The following is a 20,787-nucleotide window of genomic DNA, read 5'->3' on the forward strand; positions in this document are numbered from 1 at the left end:
GGCCTGGCCACGTCTGATTTCGATCGATGAACGATCAAGGGGTGGCACCCAGTGCCACCCCTTGGAGAAGTGCAGTCGCTCAAGATCCGCTCATCTGAGCGCAACCCTTATCAAGGGTGGCGAGAATCACGCTGCCACAGCACGCCGGATTTCACCATGCGGACGCCGGAACGGGACGAAAACACCGACGTCACACGCCCAGCGCCAGCAGCCGCTCCTCGGCCCGATCCGGCGCGTAGAGGTGTTCCACGACCAGCGCCCCCGCTCCGATGAGCGCGGCCCGCTCCCCCAGCCGGGAGGTGACGACGTGCAGGTGGGCCGTGGAGCGCGGCAGCGCCCGCTGGTACAGCAGCTCCCGCACACCGGTGAGGAAGGGGGTTCCGGCCAGATCGCCCGCGATCATCAGCACGCCCGGGTTCAGCAGGGTGACGACGGTGGCCAGGACGTCCCCCACCTGCCGGCCCGCCTCCCGGGCCAGCGCCGCCGCCCCCGGATGGCCGGCGGCCAGCAGGTCCCGCACGTCCGCGCCGGAAGCGGCCGGCACCCCGCTCTCCGCCAGCCGCCGGGCGACGGCGCCCCCGCTCGCGACGGCGGCGAGACAGCCGTACGAACCGCAGCGGCACAGCGCGTCCGTGCCGACCCGGATGTGCCCGATGTCGCCCGCGCCGCCGTCGACCCCCCGGTAGATCGCGCCGTCCACGACCACCCCGGCGCCGATGCCCGTGGACACCTTGACCAGGACGAAGGCCGCGCAGTCGGGGTGACCGGCGCGCTGTTCGCCGTAGGCCATCAGATTGGCGTCGTTGTCCACGAGGACCGGGACCGGGCCGGCGCCGGTGTGCTCGGTGAAGGCGCGGGAGAGGCGGCCCCGTATGTCGTAGCCGTCCCAGCCCGGCATCATCGGCGGCTGCACCACCCGGCCGGTCGCGCTGTCCACCGGGCCGGGAACGGCGAGCCCCATGCCGCAGACCTCCGCCGCCGGGCGCCCGGCCTTCTCCAGCAACTCGGCGAACCACTGGCCGAGTTCGCCGAGCACGGCCTCCGGCCCGTCCTCGACGACGAGGGTCCCCGAGTGCTCGGCGAGGATCTCACCGGTCAGCGTGAGGACGGCCGCGCGGGCGTGCCGGGTGTCCAGGTCGCCGGCGAGGACGACGGCATGGGAGCCGTCGAACTCCAGGGTGATGGAGGGGCGGCCGCCGAGCGGCGAGTCGACCGGGCCGCCGGCGCCCTCGCGCAGCCAGCCGGCCCGGAACAGCCGGTCCAGGCGCTGGCCGACGGTCGCGCGGGACAGCCCGGTCGCCTGCTGGAGCGCACCGCGCGTCACCGCCCGTCCGCTGCGCACCAGTTCGAGCAGCTCTCCTGCGCCGGCCTGGCCGCCGGCTCTGACGGTCCGTCCCGGACGTCCGGTCATGCGCACCCCCTTGTGTTTCCCAAGACTGCATTACATAGTGAGTTTTGCGTGTTAAATAGACGTAACTCTACGGTCGTTGCCACAGAACCCGGTCCGCCGGCCGGGTGTCTTCGTCTTCGGGGAGCCCCGAGTGGATCGCAGCACGCAGCTCACCGCCCGTCCCACCGAGTACGAGAGCGCATACGACCCCCCAGCCCCGCGCACCTCGCTGCATACCGCGGCGGCCCGGGTGCTCGACGCGAACTGGACGGGCCGCTCGACGGTCCCCTCCCGCAGCCTGTATCCGCACCAGTGGTCGTGGGACAGCGCATTCATCGCGATCGGGCTCCGGCACCTCTCACCGCTGCGGGCCCAGACCGAGCTGGAGACGCTGCTGGCCGCCCAGTGGGCCGACGGGCGCGTCCCGCACATCGTGTTCAACCCCTCCGTACCGCTCGACGCCTACTTCCCCAGCCCCGACTTCTGGCGCTCCGTCACCGCCGGTCGCACGGCCGGCGCCCCGCGCACCGTACAGACGTCGGGCATCGTGCAGCCACCGGTGCACGCGCTGGCGGCCTGGCTGGTGCACCGCGCCGACCCCGGCCTGTCCCGGGCGCGCGGCTTCCTGGCCCGGATCCACCCGCAGCTCGCCGCCTGGCACCGCTATCTGCTGCACCGGCGGGACCTGGGCGGCGCGGGGCTGGTGTCGGTCGTCCACCCGTGGGAGCAGGGCATGGACAACAGCCCCTGCTGGGACGCCCCGCTCGCCCGGATCACGCCCGCCCCGGCCCGCTCCTTCCGGCGCGCCGACCTCGACCACGGCGCGCCCGAGGACCGGCCGACGGATCTGGACTACGGACGGTATGTGCGGCTGGCCGCCGACTACCGGGACGCCGGGTACCGGGACGGGCCGGGCGGGGGACATGGCGACGGCGGGGAGTTCGCCGTCGAGGACCCCGCCTTCAACGCCCTGCTCATCGCCTCCGAGCATGCGCTGGCCCGGATCGCCGAGGAGCTGGGCGCGGCCGGCACCGCGCGGCACGCACGCGCCGAACGGCTGACGGCGGCGCTGGTGGAGCGGCTGTGGGACCCGGCGGCCGGCATGTTCCTGAGCCGGGACCTGCGCGCCCCGGCGCGGGGCGGGAGCGGGAGCGGGAGCGGGACCCGGGCAGCAGACGGATCGGGCGACGACCGCGGACCGGCCTGGCAAGCACGGGGCTCCGGACCGGCCCCGCACACTCACAGCCCCGGACCGGCCCGCCAGACAACCGGCCCCGGTCCGGCCGACCAACCTCACAGCCCCGGACCGGTCCGCGAAGCGGGCGCCTTCGGGCTGATCCGCGAGCGGAGTGTCTCCGGTCTGGTGCCGCTCGTTCTCCCCGGCCTGCCGCGCGAGATCGTCGCCGCGCTCGTCCGTACCCTGTGCGGGCCGCACTTCGGGCTCGGCGACCGCACCCGGCTCGTCCCCAGCTACGACCTCCTCGGCGAGGCCTTCGACCCGCACCGGTACTGGCGCGGCCCTGCCTGGTTCAACACCAGCTGGCTGCTGGAGCGTGGCCTGCGCGTGCACGGCGAGCGGGAGCGGGCCGACGCACTGCGCGCCGCCGTGCTGCACCTCGCCGATACCACCGGTTTCGCGGAGTACGTCGACCCCCGCACCGGCGAGGCCTGCGGCGCGACCGGTTTCGGCTGGACCGCCGCACTCGCCCTCGACCTGCAGCACGAGCTGCACCAAGAGCTTCTCAAGGGCGCCCGCGAGGGCGTGACCGAGGCGGCCACCGGCACGTTCGACAAAAGTGACGAAGGAGGCGACCGGGGATGACGGACCGGCATCATCTGCTCGTGCGCGGGGCGACGTTCGCCGCCGTGGGCGACCGGGGCGACATCAGCGGTGTCCGGGGCAGCGGCTCCCCGGACGGCTTGTTCGTACGGGACGCCCGGCACCTCAGCCGCTGGCAGCTCACCGTCGACGGCGCCGTACCCGACGTGCTCACCCCGGTCGCCGACGCCGACGCGGCCCGCTGTGTGCTGGTCCCGCGCGGCGGCCGGCAGGAGCCTCCCGCGCACACGCTCTTCCGGCACCAGGCCGTGGGCGACAGCTCGTTCGTGGAATCGCTCCGGGTGACCAGCAACCGCCCGGTGCCGACGACGGTCCGCCTCGCCATCACCGCCGACGCCGACTTCACCGACCAGTTCGAACTCCGCTCCGACCACCGCACGTACGCCAAGGCCGGCGCCGTACGCTCCCGCGAAGTCCTCGACGACGGCATCGAGTTCACCTACCGCCGCGCCGAATGGCGGTCGTGTACGACCATCACGGCCGACCCCGCCCCCGACGCCGTGGAGGAGACCGGCACCGGCGCCCGCCGTCTGGTGTGGACCCTGGACCTTGCGCCGCACGGCACGACAGAGCTGGTGCTGCGGGTCATCGCCCGCCCGCACGGCGAGAAGCGCGCCCTGCGCGTGCCCCGCGACCCGGTCTCCGTGCTGGACCAACTTGCTGCTGCCGAGGCCGAGTTCGTGGAGGGCGTGGCCTTCCCGACCGGCTGGCCGGAACTGGCGGAGGCCTGCGCGCGAGGCCTCGCCGACCTGGCCGCGCTCCAGGTACCGGCCACCGGACCGGACGGCGAGGAACTGCGCGTACCGTCCGGCGGCGCCCCCTGGTTCCTCGCCCTCCTCGGCCGGGACGCCCTGCTCACCTCCCTGTTCGCGCTGCCGTACCGCCCGGAGCTGGCCGCCGCCACGCTCCCCGCGCTCGCCGCGACCCAGGCGACCGGCACCGGCCTGTCCCCCGTCACCCAGCCCGGCAAGATCGTCCACGAGGTACGGCACGGCGAGCTGGCCCACTTCGGGCAGGTGCCGTTCGGGCGGTACTACGGCTCGGTCGACGCGACCCCGCTGTTCCTGGTCCTGCTCGGCGCGTACGCCGAATGGACGGGAGACGCGGATCTGGCCCGCCGCCTGGAACGGCACGCGCGTGCCGCCGTCGCCTGGATGCTCGACCACGGCGGCCTGACCTCACGCGGTTACCTGGTCTACCGCGCCGACGAGGGCGGCCTCGCCAACCAGAACTGGAAGGACTCCCCCGGCGCGATCTGCTGCGCCGACGGCACCCGGCCCACCGGCGCGGTGATGGCGGCGGGCGCGCAGGGGTACGCGTACGACGCGCTGCGCCGCACGGCGTGGCTGGCGCGCACGGCGTGGGGCGACGAGACGTACGCGGCCCTGCTGGAGCAGGCGGCGGCCGATCTGAGGGACCGTTTCCAGCGGGACTTCTGGATGGAGCAGCACTCCTTCCCGGCGCTCGCACTGGACGGTGAGGGCCACCAGATCGACGCGCTGGCGTCCGACGCCGGGCATCTGCTGTGGTCCGGGCTGCTGGACAAGGAGTACGGCGAGGTGGTGGGCCGGCGGCTGCTGGAGCCGGACTTCTTCTCCGGGTGGGGGGTGCGGACGCTGGCCGCGGGGCAGGCGGCGTACCATCCGCTGTCCTATCACCGGGGCTCCGTGTGGCCCCACGACAACGCGCTGATCACGTTGGGGCTTGCGCGGTACGGGTTGCATGACGAGGCTCGGGCGGTGGCGCATGCGCTGGTGGATGCGGCGGCGGTGGCGGGGTACCGGTTGCCGGAGGTGCTGGCCGGGTACGGCCGGGACACGCATCCGGAGCCGGTGCCGTATCCGCATGCGTGTGTGCGGGAGAGCCGGTCGGCTGCGGCGCCGCTTGCGCTGTTGACGGCGGTGGGTGGGGTGTAGCGCGGGAACTGTATTTGCCCGGTGTTTGCTCAGTGCCCTGAACAGGGGCCGACGGGTGACCGTACGGGACTGCAGATCGGGTCTCGCAGGGAAGGACGCCGGGTTGTCCCAGGACATGAGCACGCGCGAATCAGCGGTGGCAGAAGCCGAAGAGGCAGAGCCGGAACGGCCCGCCGCCCCCCTACCCGGCCCGCGCCGTAGCTTCCCGCGCCCCTGGACCGCCTGTTCGGTGTGGGTGCGGCGCTGGCGGGAGGAGCATCGGACGGCCTCCCGGGCACTGTCCGTCACCGTCACCGCACTCGCCGCGGCCCTCGTCGTCGCCGCGCTGGTGATGCCGAACTCCATGGTGCTGCTGGAGCCTTCGCAGTTCCTGCGGATACCGGCGGAGGCCGTGATCGGGGCGGCTGTGATGATCGCGCTACCGCGGCGACCGCGGGTGGTGCTGGCGGCCGTGTCCGGGGTCGCGCTGGCAGCGATGACCGTGCTGAACGCACTCGACATGGGCTTCAAGCAATACCTCGGCCGCGGCTTCAACGTCGTTCTGGACTGGAGCCTGTTCGGCGACGCGGAGTCGTATCTGGAGGACTCGCTCGGCCGTACGGAGACCTTGGCCGCCGTGGCCGGTGTGATCGCCACCGTCCTGCTGCTCTTCGTGCTGCTGGCGCTGTCCATGGTGCGGCTGGGCAACCTGCTCGCCCGGCACACCGGCATCGCGACCCGCGGCACGCTGATCGCCGGGGTCGTCTGGATCACCTGCTCCTCCCTCGGCCTCCAGATCGCCGGCGTACCGCTCGCCTCCGACAACACCGCCACCGCGCTGAAGGCCCAGGCCCACCTGGTCTCGGCCACGCTCAAGGACGAGGCGGAGTTCCGGAAGGTCGCCAAGGTGGACGCGTTCGGGAACACCCCGGGCAGCCAGCTGGTCCCCGATCTGCGCGGCAAGGACATGATCTTCACGTTCATCGAGAGCTACGGCCGCAGTGCGATCGAGGACCCGATCATGGCGCCCGGTGTGGACAGTACGCTCGACGCCCGGACCAAGGCGCTGGCCAAGGCCGGTTTCCACGCCAAGAGCGGCTGGCTGACCTCGGCAACCTACGGCGGCAGCAGCTGGCTCGGCCATTCCACCACCATGTCGGGCCTGTGGATCAGCAACCAGCAGCGCTACCGCACGGTCATGGCCAGCGACCACCTCAGCCTCACCGAGGCGTTCAAGAAGACCGGTGACTTCGACACGGTCGGGGTCATGCCGGGCGTGCAGAAGGCATGGCCGGAGCAGAAGTGGTACGGCCTGGACAAGGTCTACAACGCCTTCGAACTCGGCTACAAGGGACCGAAGTTCAGCTGGTCGACCATGCCCGACCAGTACGCGCTGCAGCAGTACCAGGAGCGGGTGCACAGCAAGAGGCCCGCCGCCGGCAAGGCGCGGATGTCCCTGCTCATCCTCACCTCCAGCCACCAGCCGTGGGCGCCGATCCCGCACATGGTCGGCTGGGACCAGCTGGGCGACGGCTCGGTCTTCAAGGGCATCCAGGCGGCGGGCAACAAGCCGGAGGACGTCATCGCCGACACCACCAGGTCCCGCCAGGAGTACGGCAAGTCGATCCAGTACTCGGTGACCGCGCTGACCCAGTGGCTGGAGCGCTACGGCAACAAGGACACCGTGCTGGTCTTCCTCGGTGACCACCAGCCGATCGCCCGCGTCAGCGGCAACCACGCCAGCCGTGACGTGCCGGTCGCGATCGTCGCCAAGGACCCGAAGGTCCTCGACAAGGTCGCGAGTTGGGGGTGGACGGACGGTCTGCGTCCCGCCCACGACGCGCCCGTGTGGAAGATGAGCGCCTTCCGGGACCGCTTCCTGACGGCGTACGGCTCGACACCGCACCCGAAGAAGGGCTGATCAGCCGCCGGAAGTGTCCAGCTCCGCGTCCTCGCTCACGCCCGCGCAGTCGTACGGATCCTTCAGCCAGCCGTCCGGCAGCACCACCCGGTTGTTGCCGGACGTACGGCCGCGGGGCCCGTCCGCGCCGGACGGCCACGGCTGGTCCAGGTCCAACTCGTCAAGACCCGCCCGCAGTTCCTCCAACGAAGAGGTGATGGCGAGCCGCTTGCGCATCTCCGAGCCGACCGCGAAACCCTTCAGGTACCAGGCGACGTGCTTGCGGAAGTCGACGACACCCTTGGACTCGTCGCCGATCCACTCGCCGAGGAGGGTGGCGTGCCGGACCATGACGTCGGCCACCTCGCGCAGGGCCGGGCGGGCGAAGGACGTACGCCCCTCGAAGGCCGCCACGAGGTCCGCGAACAGCCACGGCCGCCCCAGGCATCCGCGCCCGACGACCACCCCGTCGCAGCCCGTCTCCCGCACCATCCGCAGCGCGTCCTCGGCCGACCAGATGTCGCCGTTGCCGAGCACCGGGATCTCCGGCACATGCTCCTTCAGGCGGGCGATGGCGTCCCAGTCGGCGGTGCCGCCGTAGTGCTGGGCGGCGGTGCGGCCGTGCAGGGCGATCGCCGTGACGCCCTCCTCGACGGCGATGCGGCCGGCGTCGAGGTAGGTGATGTGATCGTCGTCGATGCCCTTGCGCATCTTCATGGTGACGGGGAGGTCACCGGCACCGCTCACGGCCTCCCTGAGGATCGCCCGCAGCAGGTTCCGCTTGTACGGGAGGGCCGAGCCGCCGCCCTTCCTGGTGACCTTCGGGACCGGGCAGCCGAAGTTCAGGTCGATGTGGTCGGCCAGGTCCTCCTCCGCGATCATGCGGACGGCCTTGCCGACGGTCGCCGGGTCGACGCCGTACAGCTGGATCGAGCGCGGCTGCTCGCTCGCGTCGAACCTGATCAGCTGCATGGTCTTCTCGTTGCGCTCGACCAGCGCCCGGGTCGTGATCATCTCGCTCACGAACAGGCCCTTGCCGCCGGAGAACTCCCTGCACAGGGTGCGGAAGGGCGCGTTGGTGATCCCCGCCATGGGTGCGAGCACGACGGGCGGTGCGACGGCGTGCGGGCCGATGGAGAGCGGGTGGGTCATCGTCAGGGCTCCGGGACGGATGTACGGCACAGGGGCGAGCCCCCATTGTCCCTCACCCGTCCGCCAGCTCCGCCAGCCGCTCCAGCCGCTCCTCTGTCTCCTCGTCGGCGGGGATGTACGCGACCACCCGGTGGGCCGGTGACTGCGGGGCCAGCCACATGGTGCGGTGCTCCAGGCGGACCAGGCCGACCACCGGGTGCCGGTACCGCTTGACGTGCGGGGACAACGGCGCGACCTCGTGCCGTTCCCACAGCGCACGGAACTCCTCGGAGGCCGCCAGCAGCCGGTCCCGGTGCTCCTTCCACACGGGCTCGGCGACATGCTCGGCCATGGCCACCCGGTACTTGGCGATCAGGTCGCGCAGCATCTCGTCCCGGTCGAGGAAGTCCCGCTTCCAGCGCTCGCTGGTGGTCAGCAGCCACAGACAGTTCCGGTCGGCCACCGGCAGCTCGGTGAGGTCGCCGAAGAGCTGGGCGAAGGGGCGGTTGGCGGCGAGGACGTCGTAGCGGGCGTTCTGCAGGGAGGCGGGGTAGGGCGCGAGCCGTTCGACGACCTTGCGCGCGGAGGTGGAGACGACCGGGCACTCGGGGTCGATGCGCGGGTCCGCGGTCCCGGCGAGGGCGAAGAGGTGGGCACGCTCGGTGGGGTCCATGAGCAGGGCGCGGGCGACGGCGTCCAGGACCTGTGCGGAGACATGGGTGGCGCGGGCCTGTTCGATCCAGGTGTACCAGGTGACACCGACGGCGGAGAGCTGGGCGACCTCCTCGCGGCGCAGGCCGGGGGTGCGCCGGCGCGGGCCGCGCGGCAGGCCGACCTGCTCCGGGGTGATGCGCTCACGGCGGCTGCGCAGGAAGGCGGCCAGTTCCCGGCGCCGGATGTGCTGCGCCCTGGGCTGCTCGGTGCGGTGTTCCGGCGCTGCGATGGTCATGAACCAAGGGTGCCGTCCCGTCGTACGGGGATTCCAGTTGGTGCAGATACCTGGATGACCACCGCCTGGTACCCGGCTGGGAGCTGCCGGAGAGTCGGGGCGTGACCACGACGACGACCTCTGTCCGGACGGCGGCCCCGCCCCGCGGCCTCACGGCCCTCGGCCTGCTCACGCTCCTTCTCGGGACCGCGCTGCCGATGATCGACTTCTTCATCGTCAACGTCGCCCTGCCGGCGATCGAGCACGATCTGCACGCTCCGCCGGCCACGCTGGAGATGGTGGTGGCCGGATACGCGGTGGCGTACGCCGTACTGCTCGTCCTCGGCGGCCGGCTCGGCGACACCTACGGCCGCCGGCGGCTGTTCCTCTGGGGCGTGGCTGCCTTCGGGCTGACCTCGCTGGCCTGCGGACTCGCACCGGACGCATGGTGGCTGGTGGCGGCTCGGGCCGCGCAGGGTGCCGCGTCGGCGGCGCTGCTGCCGCAGGTGCTGGCCACCATCCACGCGACGACGTCCGGTGAGCGGCGGGCCCGGGCGGTCGCCCTGTACGGCTCGGTCGGCGGGGTGTCCGTCGTGCTCGGGCAGGTGCTGGGCGGGCTGCTGGTCGCCGCGGATCCGGCGGGCACCGGCTGGCGTGCGGTGTTCCTGGTGAACGTGCCGGTGGCCGTCGCCGCCCTGATCTGTGCGCTGCGGTCGGTGCCGGACAGCCGGGCCGAGCGGCCCGCGCGCGGTGATCTCGCAGGTACGGCGCTGCTGGGGGCCGCGCTGATCGCGCTGCTGCTGCCGCTGACCGAGGGCCGGGCGGCGGGCTGGCCGCTGTGGTCGGTGCTGCTGCTGTGCGCGGCGCCGCTGCTCGCGGCGGGGTTCTACGGCGTGGAGCGGCAGGGCGAGCGGGCCGGCGCAAGCCCGTTGCTGCCGCCGTCCCTGCTCACCGCCCCGGAGGTCCGCCGGGGCCTGCTGCTGGGTCTGCCGGTGTTCGTGGGCTTCGCCGGCTGGATGTTCACGAGCGCGGTGACCCTGCAGCAGGGCCTCGGGTACGGACCCCTGCGGGCCGGGCTCACACTGGTGCCGATGGGGGTGGCGCAGTTCGCCGCGTCGATGGTGGCGCCGCGTGCCGTACGGCGGTTCGGCGGGCGGGCGGTGACGCTGGCGGCGGCGGTGCACATCGCGGGGCTGGTGACGGTGACGGCGACGGCGCTGCTGGGTCCCTGGCCGCAGCTGAGCCCGCTCGCTCTCTCTCCCGGTCTGGTGCTGTGCGGGCTGGGCCAGGGTCTGCAACTGCCCCTTTACTACCGGATCCTGCTGGCGGCGATCCCGGCCCGGCTGGCGGGCGCGGGCAGTGGGCTCGCGGCCACGCTGCAGCAGTCGTGCCTGGCGGTCGGGGTGGCGACGCTCGGTTCGCTGTTCCTGTCCCTCGTCCCCGGTCTCGGCATGCGTCGGGCCCTGGCGGTGGTGCTGGCGGTGCAGGCGGCGGGCTTGCTGGGGCTGGGGTGGCTCGGCCTGCGGCTGCCCCGGGTACCGGGATAGCCGCTGCCGGGACCACCACGATGATCGTGTAGTGCACATCAATTAGGCACACTATTAGTTAGACGCACTATCGAAGTAGGCGTACGATTGCATCCATGCCCGAGTTGACCCACCGCCGCCGTCTGCTCGTGCTCGCGATCTGCTGTATGAGCCTGCTGATCGTGAGCCTGGACGTCACCGCGCTCAACGTGGCGCTGCCGTCCATGCAGCGCGATCTGCACGCCACCACCTCCGGCCTGCAGTGGACGATCGACGCCTACACGCTGGTGCTCGCCTCGCTCCTGATGCTCGCGGGCTCCACGGCCGACCGCATCGGCCGCAAGCGGGTCTTCATGGCCGGCCTGGTGGTCTTCTCCGTCGGCTCCCTGCTGTGCTCGCTCGCGCCGAACCTGACCCTGCTGGTGGTGTTCCGCATGGTGCAGGCGATCGGCGGCTCGATGCTCAACCCGGTCGCCATGTCGATCATCACCAACACGTTCACCGACGCCCGGGAGCGGGCCCGGGCGATCGGCGTGTGGGGCGCGGTGGTCGGCATCTCGATGGCGGCGGGCCCGCTGGTGGGCGGCCTCCTCGTGCAGTCGGTCGGCTGGCGCGCGATCTTCTGGGTCAACCTCCCGGTCGGCCTGGCGGCCCTCCTGCTGACCCTCCGCTTCGTCCCGGAGTCCCGCGCGCCGAAGGCCCGCCGCCCCGATCCGGTCGGCCAGCTCCTGGTCATCGCCCTGTTCGGCTCGCTGACGTACGCGATCATCCAGGCGCCGGACTCGGGCGCGGCCGCCGTGGCCCCCTTCTTCGCCATCGCCGTCGCGGCCCTGCTCGGCCTCCTGTGGTACGAGCCCCGCCGCGCCGAACCCCTCATCGACCTGCGCTTCTTCCGCTCGGCTCCGTTCAGCGGCGCCACGGTGATCGCGGTCGGCGCGTTCGCCGCGCTCGGCGGCTTCCTCTTCCTGTCCACGCTCTATCTGCAGAACGTCCGGGGTCTGAACGCCCTGCACGCGGGCCTGTGGATGCTGCCGATGGCCGCGCCGACGTTCCTGTGCGCGCCCTTGTCCGGCCGCCTGGTGGGCAGCCGAGGCCCTCGCCTGCCCCTGCTGATCGCCGGGACGGCGATGACGGCGAGCGGCGTCCTCTTCGCCGCCTTCGAGGCGGAGACGTCCAACGCCGCCCTCCTCATCGGCTACGTCCTGTTCGGCATCGGCTTCGGCTTCGTGAACGCCCCGATCACCAACACGGCCGTCTCCGGCATGCCGCGCGCCCAGGCCGGGGTCGCCGCCGCGGTCGCCTCCACGAGCCGGCAGCTGGGCCAGACCCTCGGCGTCGCGGTGGTCGGCGCGGTCCTGGCCTCCGGCATCGGCTCGTCGCCCATGAAGCAGGCCTTCGTCTCGGCGGCCCGCCCCGGCTGGTGGATCCTCACCGCCTGCGGCCTGGCCGTCCTCCTCCTCGGCCTTCTCACCAGCGGCCGCTGGGCCCACCGCACCGCCCAACGCACCGCCGAGGAACTGGAGTCGACGGAGATCCGCCAGCCGGTCGGAGCGCCCTGACGCGCCCGGCGGCGGTCGGCCTGCCGGGCAGGCGGTGTCAGCGGGCGGTGCCGAGGGCGATGTCGTACAGCCTCTCCAGCCGCTCGCGGGTCTCCTCGTCGGCGGGGGTGTACGTCACCATACGGGCGCCCTGCTCCGGGCCCAGCCACAGGTCCGTGTGCGCCAGCCTGAGACGTCCCACGTGGGAGTTGCGGAACACCTTCGTCTTGTGGCGGCTGCCGACCACCTCGTAACGCTCCCAGTTCTCACGGAACTCGGGGAACTCCTCCAACCGCTTCAGAAGCAACTTCCAGGCCGGCTCGCCGAGGTGGCCGGCCATGGACGCGCGCAGCCGGGCGGCCATCAGGCGCCGGGTCTCCTCCAGGTGGACGACCGACTCCTGCCACTCCTTGTTCGCGTGGACGAGGAGCATGCAGTTGCGGTCCTGCGCCGGCAGCGCGTCCAGGTCGCACAGGAGGCGGCCGTACGTGCGGTTGTAGGCGAGGATGTCGTACCGGCTGTTCTGGATGCAGGCCGGGACCGGCTCCAGCTGCCGCAGCATCTCGCGCAGCGCCGGGGTGACGCTCGGGCAACTCGCCGCGGGGGTCGGATCGGTGGCGCCGGCCAGCTGGAAGAGGTGGGCGCGCTCGCTGGCATCCAGCATCAGGGTGCGGGCCAGGGCGTCCAGGACCTGCACCGAGACCTGGATGTCACGGGCCTGTTCGAGCCAGGTGTACCAGGTGACGCCGACCGCGGAGAGGTGCGCGACCTCCTCCCGGCGCAGGCCGGGGGTGCGGCGCCGGGCGCCGCGCGGCAGACCCACCTGCTCGGGGGCGATGCGCTCGCGGCGGCTGCGGAGGAACGCGGCCAGCTCGTGCCGCCGGATCTCCGAGCCCCGGGTCGGCTGTGCGGTGGTCTCCCGGGCCGTGGCGGTCGTCGTCATGGATCCAGGGTGCCCGCATCCCCAACCTGTCGCCAGGCAATTCTTCCACCAGGATCGGGACGCCCCGCATCCTGTTGCCGGGTAGTTCTTCTACCAGGATCAGGACACTCTGGTACCCGTCTGGGCGGTGACGCAGGCTGGACGGCATGAGTGAAACCGTCACCACCCGGGCCGTTTCCGCGACGGCCGCACCTCCCGCACTCGGCGGGCTCGGGCTGTTCACCGTTCTGCTGGCCGCGGCGCTGCCGCTGGTCGACTTCTTCATCGTCAACGTCGCTCTGCCGACCATCGGTGCCGATCTCGCCGCGGGCGAGGCCGTGCTGGAGCTGGTCGTGGCCGGGTACGGCGTCGCCTACGCCGTGCTGCTGGTGCTCGGCGGGCGGCTCGGGGACCTGTTCGGGCGGCGCCGGCTGTTCCTCGGCGGCATGGCCGCGTTCGGGCTGACCTCGCTGGCCTGCGGGCTGGCCCCCGACGCCTGGAGCCTGGTCGCGGCCCGGGTCGCGCAGGGCGCCTCGGCCGCCGCGATGCTGCCGCAGGTGCTCGCCACCATCCAGGCCACCACGCACGGCGCACGCCGCGCGAAGGCCATGAGCCTGTACGGCGCCACGGCCGGACTGTCCATGGTCGCGGGGCAGATACTCGGCGGGGTGCTCGTCGCCGCCGATGTCGCCGGGACCGGCTGGCGGTCGGTGTTCCTCGTCAACGTGCCCGTGGTCGTGCTCGGTCTCGTCCTCGCCGTGCGCGTCGTGCCCGAGACCCGCTCGCAGCACCCCGAACCCGTCGACGGTCCCGGCACGGTCCTGCTCGCGGTGTCCCTGCTGACGCTGCTGGCGCCGCTCACCGAGGGCCGTGCGGCAGGCTGGCCGCTGTGGACGTGGCTGTCGCTGGCCGTGTTCCCGTTCGCCGCCGGCGCGTTCTGGGCCGTGGAGCGGCGGGCCGACCGGGCGGGCCGGACCCCGCTGGTGCCGCCGAGCCTGCTCGCGCTGGCGTCACTGCGGCGCGGTCTGGTGCTGATGGTGCCGTTCTCCATCGGCTTCAGCGGGTTCATGTTCGTGATCGCGCTGGCGTTGCAGCAGGGCGCCCGGCTCGGGCCGGTGCCGGCCGGCCTGGCCCTCGCGCCGATGGCCGTGGCGTTCCTGTTCGTCTCCCTGGCCGGACCCCGGCTGATCGCCCGCTACGGCAGCCGCGTCGTCACCGCCGGATCCGTGGTGCAGGGCGTGGGCATCCTGCTGATCGTGCTGGCCGCCTGGCGTGACTGGCCGCATCTGGGCGTCGGCTCGCTGCTGCCGGGCGCGGCCGTGGCCGGCGCCGGACAGGCACTCCAACTGCCCAACGTGCTGCGGATCGTGATGTCGGAGGTGCCGCCGGCCCGGGCGGGCGTCGGCAGCGGTGTGATGGTCACCACCCAGCAGTCCGCGCTGGCCCTCGGCGTGGCCACCCTCGGCACCCTGTTCCTCACCCTCTCGGCGAGCATGGGCATGCGTGACGCGCTGGTCACCACGCTGCTGGTGCAGCTGGCCGGGACAGCACTGACCGGCCTGCTCAGCCTGCGCCTGCCCCGTGAGGTCGGCTGAGCCGAGGCCACAACTCGGACAACTGCGCGGGAAGCTCCCCCTGTTGATGTTCGTCTTGCTGCACACTCCTGTTCCGGTCGGGGGTGCCGGATGCGAGGAGGCGTGAGGCGTGATGCCGCAGGGCAACAGCACGAGCAAGGTCAGCAGATGGGACGGGCACGGCCGGGAGCATGTCGTCCGGGTCCAGCGCACGGGAGTGCAGCGCACGATCAGATGTGACACGTGCGGCTGGCGCAGGGGCGCCCAGTTCCTGCCGTGGCTGAAGGCGGCGGAGCATCTGGCCGAGGCCCATCAGGCGACAGTGGATCCGGCGGCGGCCCGGCAGCCGTGAGGACGAGCGCCCGGCCGTGGGAAATCCGGCCCTGACCTGCGCCGTCATCCGCCCGAGTGGCCGCCTTCGCGGAGCCGGTTCAGCCTGGGAAAGGTTCATCGAGACAGGAGACGACCATGACCTGGGTACTCCGCCACCGCTTCGGCCGTGCGCTCGGCACCGGTCTTCTCTCCGTGGCGCTGCTCTCCGGTGGGACGGCCACAGCCTTCGCCGCCGGCGGCGCCCCGGGCGCCCCCAGTGCCCCGCCCAGCCCGGCCGCCGGTACGGCCTCGATCACCATCAGCGTCAACAAGACCGCGGTGAAGACCGGGCAGTTGGTGAGGCTCACCGGACGCACCAAGGGCCTGAAGACCGGCACCCCGCTGGCCCTCCAGCACGAGAAGAACGGCACGTGGACGAATATGAAGTCGACCGCGAAGGTCGGGAAGGGCAGCTCGTACGCGCTCCTCGCCCGGCTCAACACCAAGGGCACCGAGCATCTGCGGATCGCGGCCGGGCACGTCTACTCGCCCGCCGTCACCGTGAAGGTGAGCTGAGTCCCCGTATCAGCAGGTCCACGACGGCCATGAACTCCTCGTCGACGCCGGGGGCGGTCCACTCCCGGGCGTAACAGGGGTCGTGGAAACGGCCGGTGGCCTGGAAGACGGCTCGCGCCGCGGCGGCGGGGTCGGGTACCGGGAAGGCGCCCGACGCGGCACCTGCCGCGATGATCCGGGCCAGCTGCGCGGTCAGGTCGGCGATGTGCTCGCCGACCGCGGTGCCGTTCTCGTCGGTCAGCACCGTGTAGGTGGCGAAGAGTTCGGGGTCGTCTCCCGCCTTGTGCCGCTTGGCCTCGAACAGGGCGGCGAGCCAGGCCCGCAGCCGCTCCTCGGGGGTGCCGTCGCCGGCGACGATGACGGCGAGCTTCTGCGACGTCCGGTCCAGCCACCGCTTGGTGACCGCCTCGCGCAGCGCCGCCTTGGTGCGGAAGTGCCGGTACACACTGCCGTGGCTGACGCCGAGCGCGCGGGCCACGTCGACCACGGTGGCCTTGGCCGGGCCGTGGCGGCGCAGCACCTCCTCGGTCGCTTCGAGGATGCGCTCGGCGGTCAGGGTCTCGCTGGTCGGTGCCATGCTCCAGACCGTACCCGGCATCCCGGTCAGCGCTCGCTGTCGAGGTGTGCCATCTGCGCGGTCGGGTAGCGGTCGCCGGCCGCCGCGTCCGCCGGTACGGCCTCCTCGATCGCCGTCAGGTCGGCCGCGTCCAGGGTGACGTCCAGCGCGCCCAGCGACTCGGTCAGCCGCTCGCGGGTGCGGGCCCCGATCAGCGGCACGATGGTCGTGTCCTGCCGCGGGCCCTGGGAGATCACCCAGGCGATGGCGATCTGCGCGACGGTGACGCCCTTGCGTTCGGCGATCTTGCGCAGGGCCTCGACCAGGTTCAGGTTGTGCTGGAGGTTCTCGCCCTGGAAGCGGGGGGAGTGGGCGCGGAAGTCGTTCGCGGCCAGCTGCCGGTCGCGGGCGAAGTGGCCGGAGATCAGGCCGCGCGAGAGCACGCCGTACGCGGTGATGCCGATGCCCAGCTCGCGGGTGGCGGGCAGGATGTCCCGCTCGATGCCGCGGGAGATCAGCGAGTACTCGATCTGCAGATCGGACACGGGGGCGGTGGCGGCGGCCCGGCGGAGGGTGTCGGCGCCGACCTCGCTCAGGCCGACGTGCCGGACGTATCCCTTCTCGATCAGTTCGGCGATCGCGCCGACGGTCTCCTCGATCGGCACGTCCGGGTCGAGACGGGCGATCCGGTAGACATCGATGTGGTCGACGCCGAGGCGCTGCAGGGAGTAGGCGGCGAAGTTCTTCACGGCGGCCGGGCGGCCGTCGTAGCCGGCCCAGTTGCCCTCCGGGTCGCGCAGGGCGCCGAACTTCACGCTGAGCAGCGCCTGTTCGCGACGGGCGGCCGGGGCGGTGCGCAGGGCCTCGCCGATCAGCATCTCGTTGTGCCCCATGGCGTAGAAGTCGCCGGTGTCCAGCAGGGTGACGCCTGCTTCGAGGGCGGCATGGATGGTCGCGACGGACTCCGCGCGGTCGGCGTCGCCGTACAGCGCGGACATGCCCATGCAGCCGAGACCGAGGGCGGAGACCTCGGGTCCGGTGGTTCCGAGGGTTCGGGTTCGCATCGTCATGCCTTCACCTTGCCATGACAGCTGACAGATTTCAATATCTGTCATTCCATAGTTGTCATCCGCACCGGTTCCGGCGCCGTCTCATCGGGCCGTGAAGGCCAGCCTGGCGCCGAGGGCCAGGAAGGATCCGGCGAAGCTGCGCCGCAACCAGACCATGACCCCCGGCCGTGCGGTGAGGCGGCTGCGCACGGAGGCGGCGAGGACGCCGTACAGGGCGAAGACGACAAACGTCAGCAGCATGAAGACACCGCTCAGGCCGAGCATGCGCGGGAGCGCGTGCGGCTCGGCCGGGTTCACGAACTGGGGCAGGAAGGCGAAGAAGAAGATCGTCAGTTTGGGGTTGAGCAGATTGACCAGCACGCCCCGGACGATCACCTGCGCCGAGGAGCGGGGCGGGCCGCCCTGCTCGACGGCGATCGCCTCCTTGTCCCGCAGCGTCGCCCACGCCATGTACATCAGGTAGGCCACACCGGCGTACTTGAGGAATTGGAAGGCGGTCGCACTCGCGTTCAGCAGCGCGGCGAGCCCGGTGACCGTGGCCAGCACATGGGGCACGATCCCGAGCGCGCAGGCGAACGCCGCGACGACACTCGCGCGACGGCCGTGCGAGAGGGCGGCGGCGAGGGTGTAGACGACACCGGTGCCGGGGGTGGCGACGACGACGAGGGTGGTGAGGAGGAAGGCGAGGCTCATGGGGTCACCCTGGCGGCGGCGCGGCCCCGGAAACAGGGCCAAACACCGAGCGGTTCACGGGACCAATCGGCGAGCGGCGGAAGCCGTCCATGAGCGGGCGGTACGGGCGGGATCCGCCCCGTTGGACACGGTTCGCCGCCCACCGGACAATCGAAGTTGTCGGCGAGCAGTCACTCCGGCGGCGCCTGCCGCCGACCGTGCGGTGTTCTCGCGCCGCCCGAAGGAGGCCGCCATGGTCGTTCGTATCGCCACCTTCAACACCGAGAACCTCTTCCGCCGCCCCTCCGTCTTCCGTCTCTCCGACGCGGCACAGCGGAAGCAAGTCCTCGACGATTTCGACAAGTTGGTCGCTCTCCTGGACAAGCCGGCGTACACCGAGCCGGACAAGAAGGAGATCGCGGACATCATCCTCACCTACCAGGCCTACAGCAACGACCCCGACAACCCCCCGCTCATCCGCATCAACCAGAACCGCCCCGGGAAGAGCAGCGGGCTCTTCGACACGCCTGCGCCGGGGTCCCACCCCACGGAGCTGCAGATCCGCGCCGGCGGCCGCGGCGCGTGGGCCGGCTGGGCCGAACTCGGGCAGGACGACCTGGACATGGTCGCGGTGAAGAACACCGGGCGGGTGGTCACAGAGGTCGACGCCGACGTTCTGCTAGTGCCCGAGGTCGAGGACCGGCTCACCCTGGAACGCTTCAACCAGCACGTCCTGGGCCTGGGCCGGCAGCCGTACCCCTTCGGTCTGCTGATCGACGGCAATGACCCGCGGGGCATCGACATCGGGATCCTCAGCCGTCTTCCGATCACTTCCGTCCGGCCGCACCTCTTCGACCCGGACCCGGCGGACCCGACGAAGCCGCTGTTCAGCCGCGACTGCCCGGAGTACGAGATCCAGCTCGACGGGGAGAGCCTGGTGATCCTCGGCAACCACCTCAAGAGCAAGTTCAACGACGACCCCGAGCTGCGCCTCGCCCAGGCGGAACGGGTCGCCGAGATCTACCGGGCGGCGCTCAAGCGCACCCCGAACGTCGTGGTCGCCGGAGACCTCAACGACTTCCCGGACAGCAAGCCGGTCGAGGCGCTGCTGGGCGCCGACCCCCCGCTGCGGGATGTGATGAGCCACCCCTCGTACCAGGGAGACCCGGGCACCCATGGCACCTGCCACTCGAAGCGGGACAAGCTCGACTACATCCTGCTTCCGCCCGATCTGTGGTCGAAGGTGCAGAAGGTGGGCCTGGAGACGCGGGGCATCTTCGCGCACCCGAACCATTTCGACAGCGTGAAGTCGAAGACCGACGAGGCATCGGACCACGCCGCGCTGTACGTGGACCTGGATCTGTGAGCAGAACGCCCACCCTCCAGCCGACAGCGTCGGCTGGAGGGTGGGCGCAGACCGCGGGTCCAGGGGGCGGAGCCCCCTGGCAGGGCACCGGCGGTGGGCGTCAGCAGCCCAGCAGACGGCCGGCCAGGTAGCCCTCGATCTGGTCCAGCGACACACGCTCCTGCTTCATCGAGTCCCGCTCGCGCACCGTGACGGCGTTGTCCTCCAGCGTGTCGAAGTCGACGGTCACGCAGTACGGCGTACCGATCTCGTCCTGGCGGCGGTAACGGCGGCCGATCGCACCGGCGTCGTCGAACTCGATGTTCCAGTTCTGGCGCAGCGCCTGGGCGAGGCCCTTGGCCTTCGGGGACAGCTCCGGGTTGCGGGACAGCGGCAGCACCGCGACCTTCACCGGGGCCAGGCGGTGGTCGAGGCGCAGCACCGTGCGCTTCTCCATCTTGCCCTTGGCGTTCGGCGCCTCGTCCTCGACGTAGGCGTCGAGCAGGAAGGCCAGCATGGTCCGGCCGACACCCGCCGCGGGCTCGATGACGTACGGCGTCCAGCGCTCGCCGGCCTCCTGGTCGAAGTAGGAGAGGTCCTGGCCGGAGGCCTTGGAGTGGGCGCCGAGGTCGTAGTCGGTCCGGTTGGCGACACCCTCCAGCTCGCCCCACTCGCTGCCGCCGAACTGGAAGCGGTACTCGATGTCGGCGGTGCGCTTGGAGTAGTGGGAGAGCTTCTCCTTCGGGTGCTCGTACCAGCGCATGTTCTCAGTGCGCAGACCCAGGCCGGTGTACCAGTTCCAGCGCTGCTCCATCCAGTACTCGTGCCACTGCTCGTCCTCGCCCGGCTTGACGAAGAACTCCATCTCCATCTGCTCGAACTCACGGGTACGGAAGATGAAGTTGCCCGGCGTGATCTCGTTGCGGAACGACTTGCCCATCTGGGCGATGCCGAACGGCGGCTTGCGGCGCGAGGTGGTCTGCACCTGGGCGAAGTTGGTGAAGATGCCCTGGGCGGTCTCGGGGCGCAGGTACGCGACCGAGCCGGAGTCCTGGGTCGGGCCGAGGTGCGTCGACAGCAGACCCGAGAACTGCTTGGGCTCGGTGAACTGGCCCTTGTTGCCGCAGTTCGGGCAGTTGATGTCGGCGAGGCCGTTGGCCGGGGCGTGGCCCTTCTTCTCCTCGTACGCCTCTTCCAGGTGGTCGGCACGGAACCGCTTGTGACACGCGGTGCACTCGGTCAGCGGGTCCGTGAAGGTGGCGACGTGGCCGGACGCGACCCAGACCTCGGAGGCCAGGATGACGGACGAGTCGATACCGACCACGTCCTCGCGCGACGTCACCATGTAGCGCCACCACTGGCGCTTGATGTTCTCCTTGAGCTCGACACCCAGCGGTCCGTAGTCCCAGGCGGCACGCTGTCCGCCGTAGATCTCACTGCACGGGAAAACGAAGCCACGGCGCTTGCTCAGGCTGACGATGGTGTCGATCTTGTCGGCGGCCACGGTGCTCTCTTCATTACGACGACGGGCGTTGAAGCGAGATGCTTCCAGCGAATGATTCAGGTTACCGGCGCGGGCTCCCCCACGGCCAAATCGGCCCCCCCTTCCAAG

The 20,787-nt window shown here is 71.6% G+C and carries 17 protein-coding genes; 9 read left to right on the top strand and 8 right to left on the bottom strand.

Annotated elements, in window-relative coordinates:
- Positions 1–190 precede the first annotated feature (190 nt).
- Positions 191–1,411 carry an ROK family protein gene (locus ACIGXP_RS25600; protein WP_399771900.1) on the bottom strand — a complete coding sequence of 407 codons (1,221 nt, stop codon included), beginning with the start codon at positions 1,409–1,411 and terminating at the stop codon, positions 191–193.
- 130 nt (positions 1,412–1,541) lie between these two features.
- Here ACIGXP_RS25600 and ACIGXP_RS25605 point away from each other — a divergent pair, with 130 nt between their 5' ends.
- The 3 genes from ACIGXP_RS25605 (at position 1,542) to ACIGXP_RS25615 (ending at position 7,046) form a co-directional block, all read left to right on the top strand.
- Positions 1,542–3,212 carry an MGH1-like glycoside hydrolase domain-containing protein gene (locus tag ACIGXP_RS25605; RefSeq protein WP_399771903.1) on the top strand — a complete coding sequence of 557 codons (1,671 nt, stop codon included), beginning with the start codon at positions 1,542–1,544 and terminating at the stop codon, positions 3,210–3,212.
- The gene (locus ACIGXP_RS25610) at positions 3,209–5,146 is read left to right on the top strand and encodes a glycogen debranching N-terminal domain-containing protein (protein WP_399771906.1); all 1,938 of its coding nucleotides are present in this window, start codon (positions 3,209–3,211) and stop codon (positions 5,144–5,146) included. Before ACIGXP_RS25605 ends, ACIGXP_RS25610 begins: the two co-directional genes overlap by 4 nt.
- Before the next feature lie 115 nt (positions 5,147–5,261).
- The gene (locus tag ACIGXP_RS25615) at positions 5,262–7,046 is read left to right on the top strand and encodes a CDP-alcohol phosphatidyltransferase (protein ID WP_399771909.1); all 1,785 of its coding nucleotides are present in this window, start codon (positions 5,262–5,264) and stop codon (positions 7,044–7,046) included.
- Here ACIGXP_RS25615 and dusB read toward each other — a convergent pair whose 3' ends face one another.
- Both dusB and ACIGXP_RS25625 read right to left on the bottom strand, forming a co-directional pair.
- A complete protein-coding gene (gene dusB / locus ACIGXP_RS25620) occupies positions 7,047–8,177 on the bottom strand; it encodes a tRNA dihydrouridine synthase DusB (RefSeq protein ID WP_363215911.1) in 1,131 nt (376 codons plus the stop codon). It abuts the gene before it with no gap.
- Between the two features lie 52 nt (positions 8,178–8,229).
- Positions 8,230–9,105 (bottom strand): helix-turn-helix transcriptional regulator, encoded by an 876-nt coding sequence (locus tag ACIGXP_RS25625; RefSeq protein ID WP_363215910.1) that lies wholly within the window; start codon positions 9,103–9,105, stop codon positions 8,230–8,232.
- A gap of 101 nt (positions 9,106–9,206) precedes the next feature.
- Between ACIGXP_RS25625 and ACIGXP_RS25630 the strand changes: the two genes are divergently transcribed.
- Both ACIGXP_RS25630 and ACIGXP_RS25635 read left to right on the top strand, forming a co-directional pair.
- The gene (locus ACIGXP_RS25630; protein ID WP_399771914.1) at positions 9,207–10,631 is read left to right on the top strand and encodes an MFS transporter; all 1,425 of its coding nucleotides are present in this window, start codon (positions 9,207–9,209) and stop codon (positions 10,629–10,631) included.
- Between the two features lie 95 nt (positions 10,632–10,726).
- Positions 10,727–12,169 carry an MFS transporter gene (locus ACIGXP_RS25635; protein WP_399771917.1) on the top strand — a complete coding sequence of 481 codons (1,443 nt, stop codon included), beginning with the start codon at positions 10,727–10,729 and terminating at the stop codon, positions 12,167–12,169.
- A 37-nt stretch (positions 12,170–12,206) separates the two neighbouring features.
- On the opposite strand, the gene ACIGXP_RS25640 is transcribed toward ACIGXP_RS25635, so the two are convergent.
- Entirely contained in the window at positions 12,207–13,091 is an 885-nt protein-coding gene (locus tag ACIGXP_RS25640) for a helix-turn-helix transcriptional regulator (RefSeq protein ID WP_363215907.1), read from the bottom strand.
- Positions 13,092–13,237: 146 nt separating this feature from the next.
- On the opposite strand from ACIGXP_RS25640, the gene ACIGXP_RS25645 reads away from it, so the two are divergent.
- The 3 genes from ACIGXP_RS25645 to ACIGXP_RS25655 all read left to right on the top strand — a co-directional run bounded on the left by ACIGXP_RS25645 (position 13,238) and on the right by ACIGXP_RS25655 (position 15,532).
- Positions 13,238–14,665 (top strand): MFS transporter, encoded by a 1,428-nt coding sequence (locus ACIGXP_RS25645; RefSeq protein WP_363215906.1) that lies wholly within the window; start codon positions 13,238–13,240, stop codon positions 14,663–14,665.
- 112 nt (positions 14,666–14,777) lie between these two features.
- A complete protein-coding gene (locus tag ACIGXP_RS25650) occupies positions 14,778–14,996 on the top strand; it encodes a hypothetical protein (protein WP_360096299.1) in 219 nt (72 codons plus the stop codon).
- 116 nt (positions 14,997–15,112) lie between these two features.
- Positions 15,113–15,532 (top strand): hypothetical protein, encoded by a 420-nt coding sequence (locus ACIGXP_RS25655; RefSeq protein ID WP_399771921.1) that lies wholly within the window; start codon positions 15,113–15,115, stop codon positions 15,530–15,532.
- Here ACIGXP_RS25655 and ACIGXP_RS25660 read toward each other — a convergent pair.
- From ACIGXP_RS25660 to ACIGXP_RS25670, 3 genes are all read right to left on the bottom strand, one after another.
- A complete protein-coding gene (locus ACIGXP_RS25660; protein ID WP_363215903.1) occupies positions 15,513–16,109 on the bottom strand; it encodes a TetR family transcriptional regulator in 597 nt (198 codons plus the stop codon). The two genes, ACIGXP_RS25655 and ACIGXP_RS25660, sit on opposite strands and share 20 nt — an antisense overlap.
- A 26-nt stretch (positions 16,110–16,135) precedes the next feature.
- The gene (locus ACIGXP_RS25665) at positions 16,136–17,158 is read right to left on the bottom strand and encodes an aldo/keto reductase (protein WP_399771925.1); all 1,023 of its coding nucleotides are present in this window, start codon (positions 17,156–17,158) and stop codon (positions 16,136–16,138) included.
- 81 nt (positions 17,159–17,239) lie between these two features.
- Positions 17,240–17,851, bottom strand: coding sequence for a LysE family translocator (locus ACIGXP_RS25670; RefSeq protein ID WP_399771927.1), 612 nt, complete (start codon positions 17,849–17,851; stop codon positions 17,240–17,242).
- A gap of 232 nt (positions 17,852–18,083) precedes the next feature.
- On the opposite strand from ACIGXP_RS25670, the gene ACIGXP_RS25675 reads away from it, so the two are divergent.
- Complete coding sequence (locus ACIGXP_RS25675) at positions 18,084–19,196, top strand: endonuclease/exonuclease/phosphatase family protein (protein ID WP_399771930.1); 1,113 nt, start codon at positions 18,084–18,086, stop codon at positions 19,194–19,196.
- Positions 19,197–19,296: 100 nt separating this feature from the next.
- Here ACIGXP_RS25675 and ACIGXP_RS25680 read toward each other — a convergent pair whose 3' ends face one another.
- Positions 19,297–20,679, bottom strand: coding sequence for a glycine--tRNA ligase (locus ACIGXP_RS25680; RefSeq protein WP_399771932.1), 1,383 nt, complete (start codon positions 20,677–20,679; stop codon positions 19,297–19,299).
- Positions 20,680–20,787: the final 108 nt, after the last annotated feature.

The organism is Streptomyces sp. NPDC053069 (genome assembly GCF_044546895.1).
Taxonomy (GTDB): Bacteria; Actinomycetota; Actinomycetes; order Streptomycetales; family Streptomycetaceae; genus Streptomyces.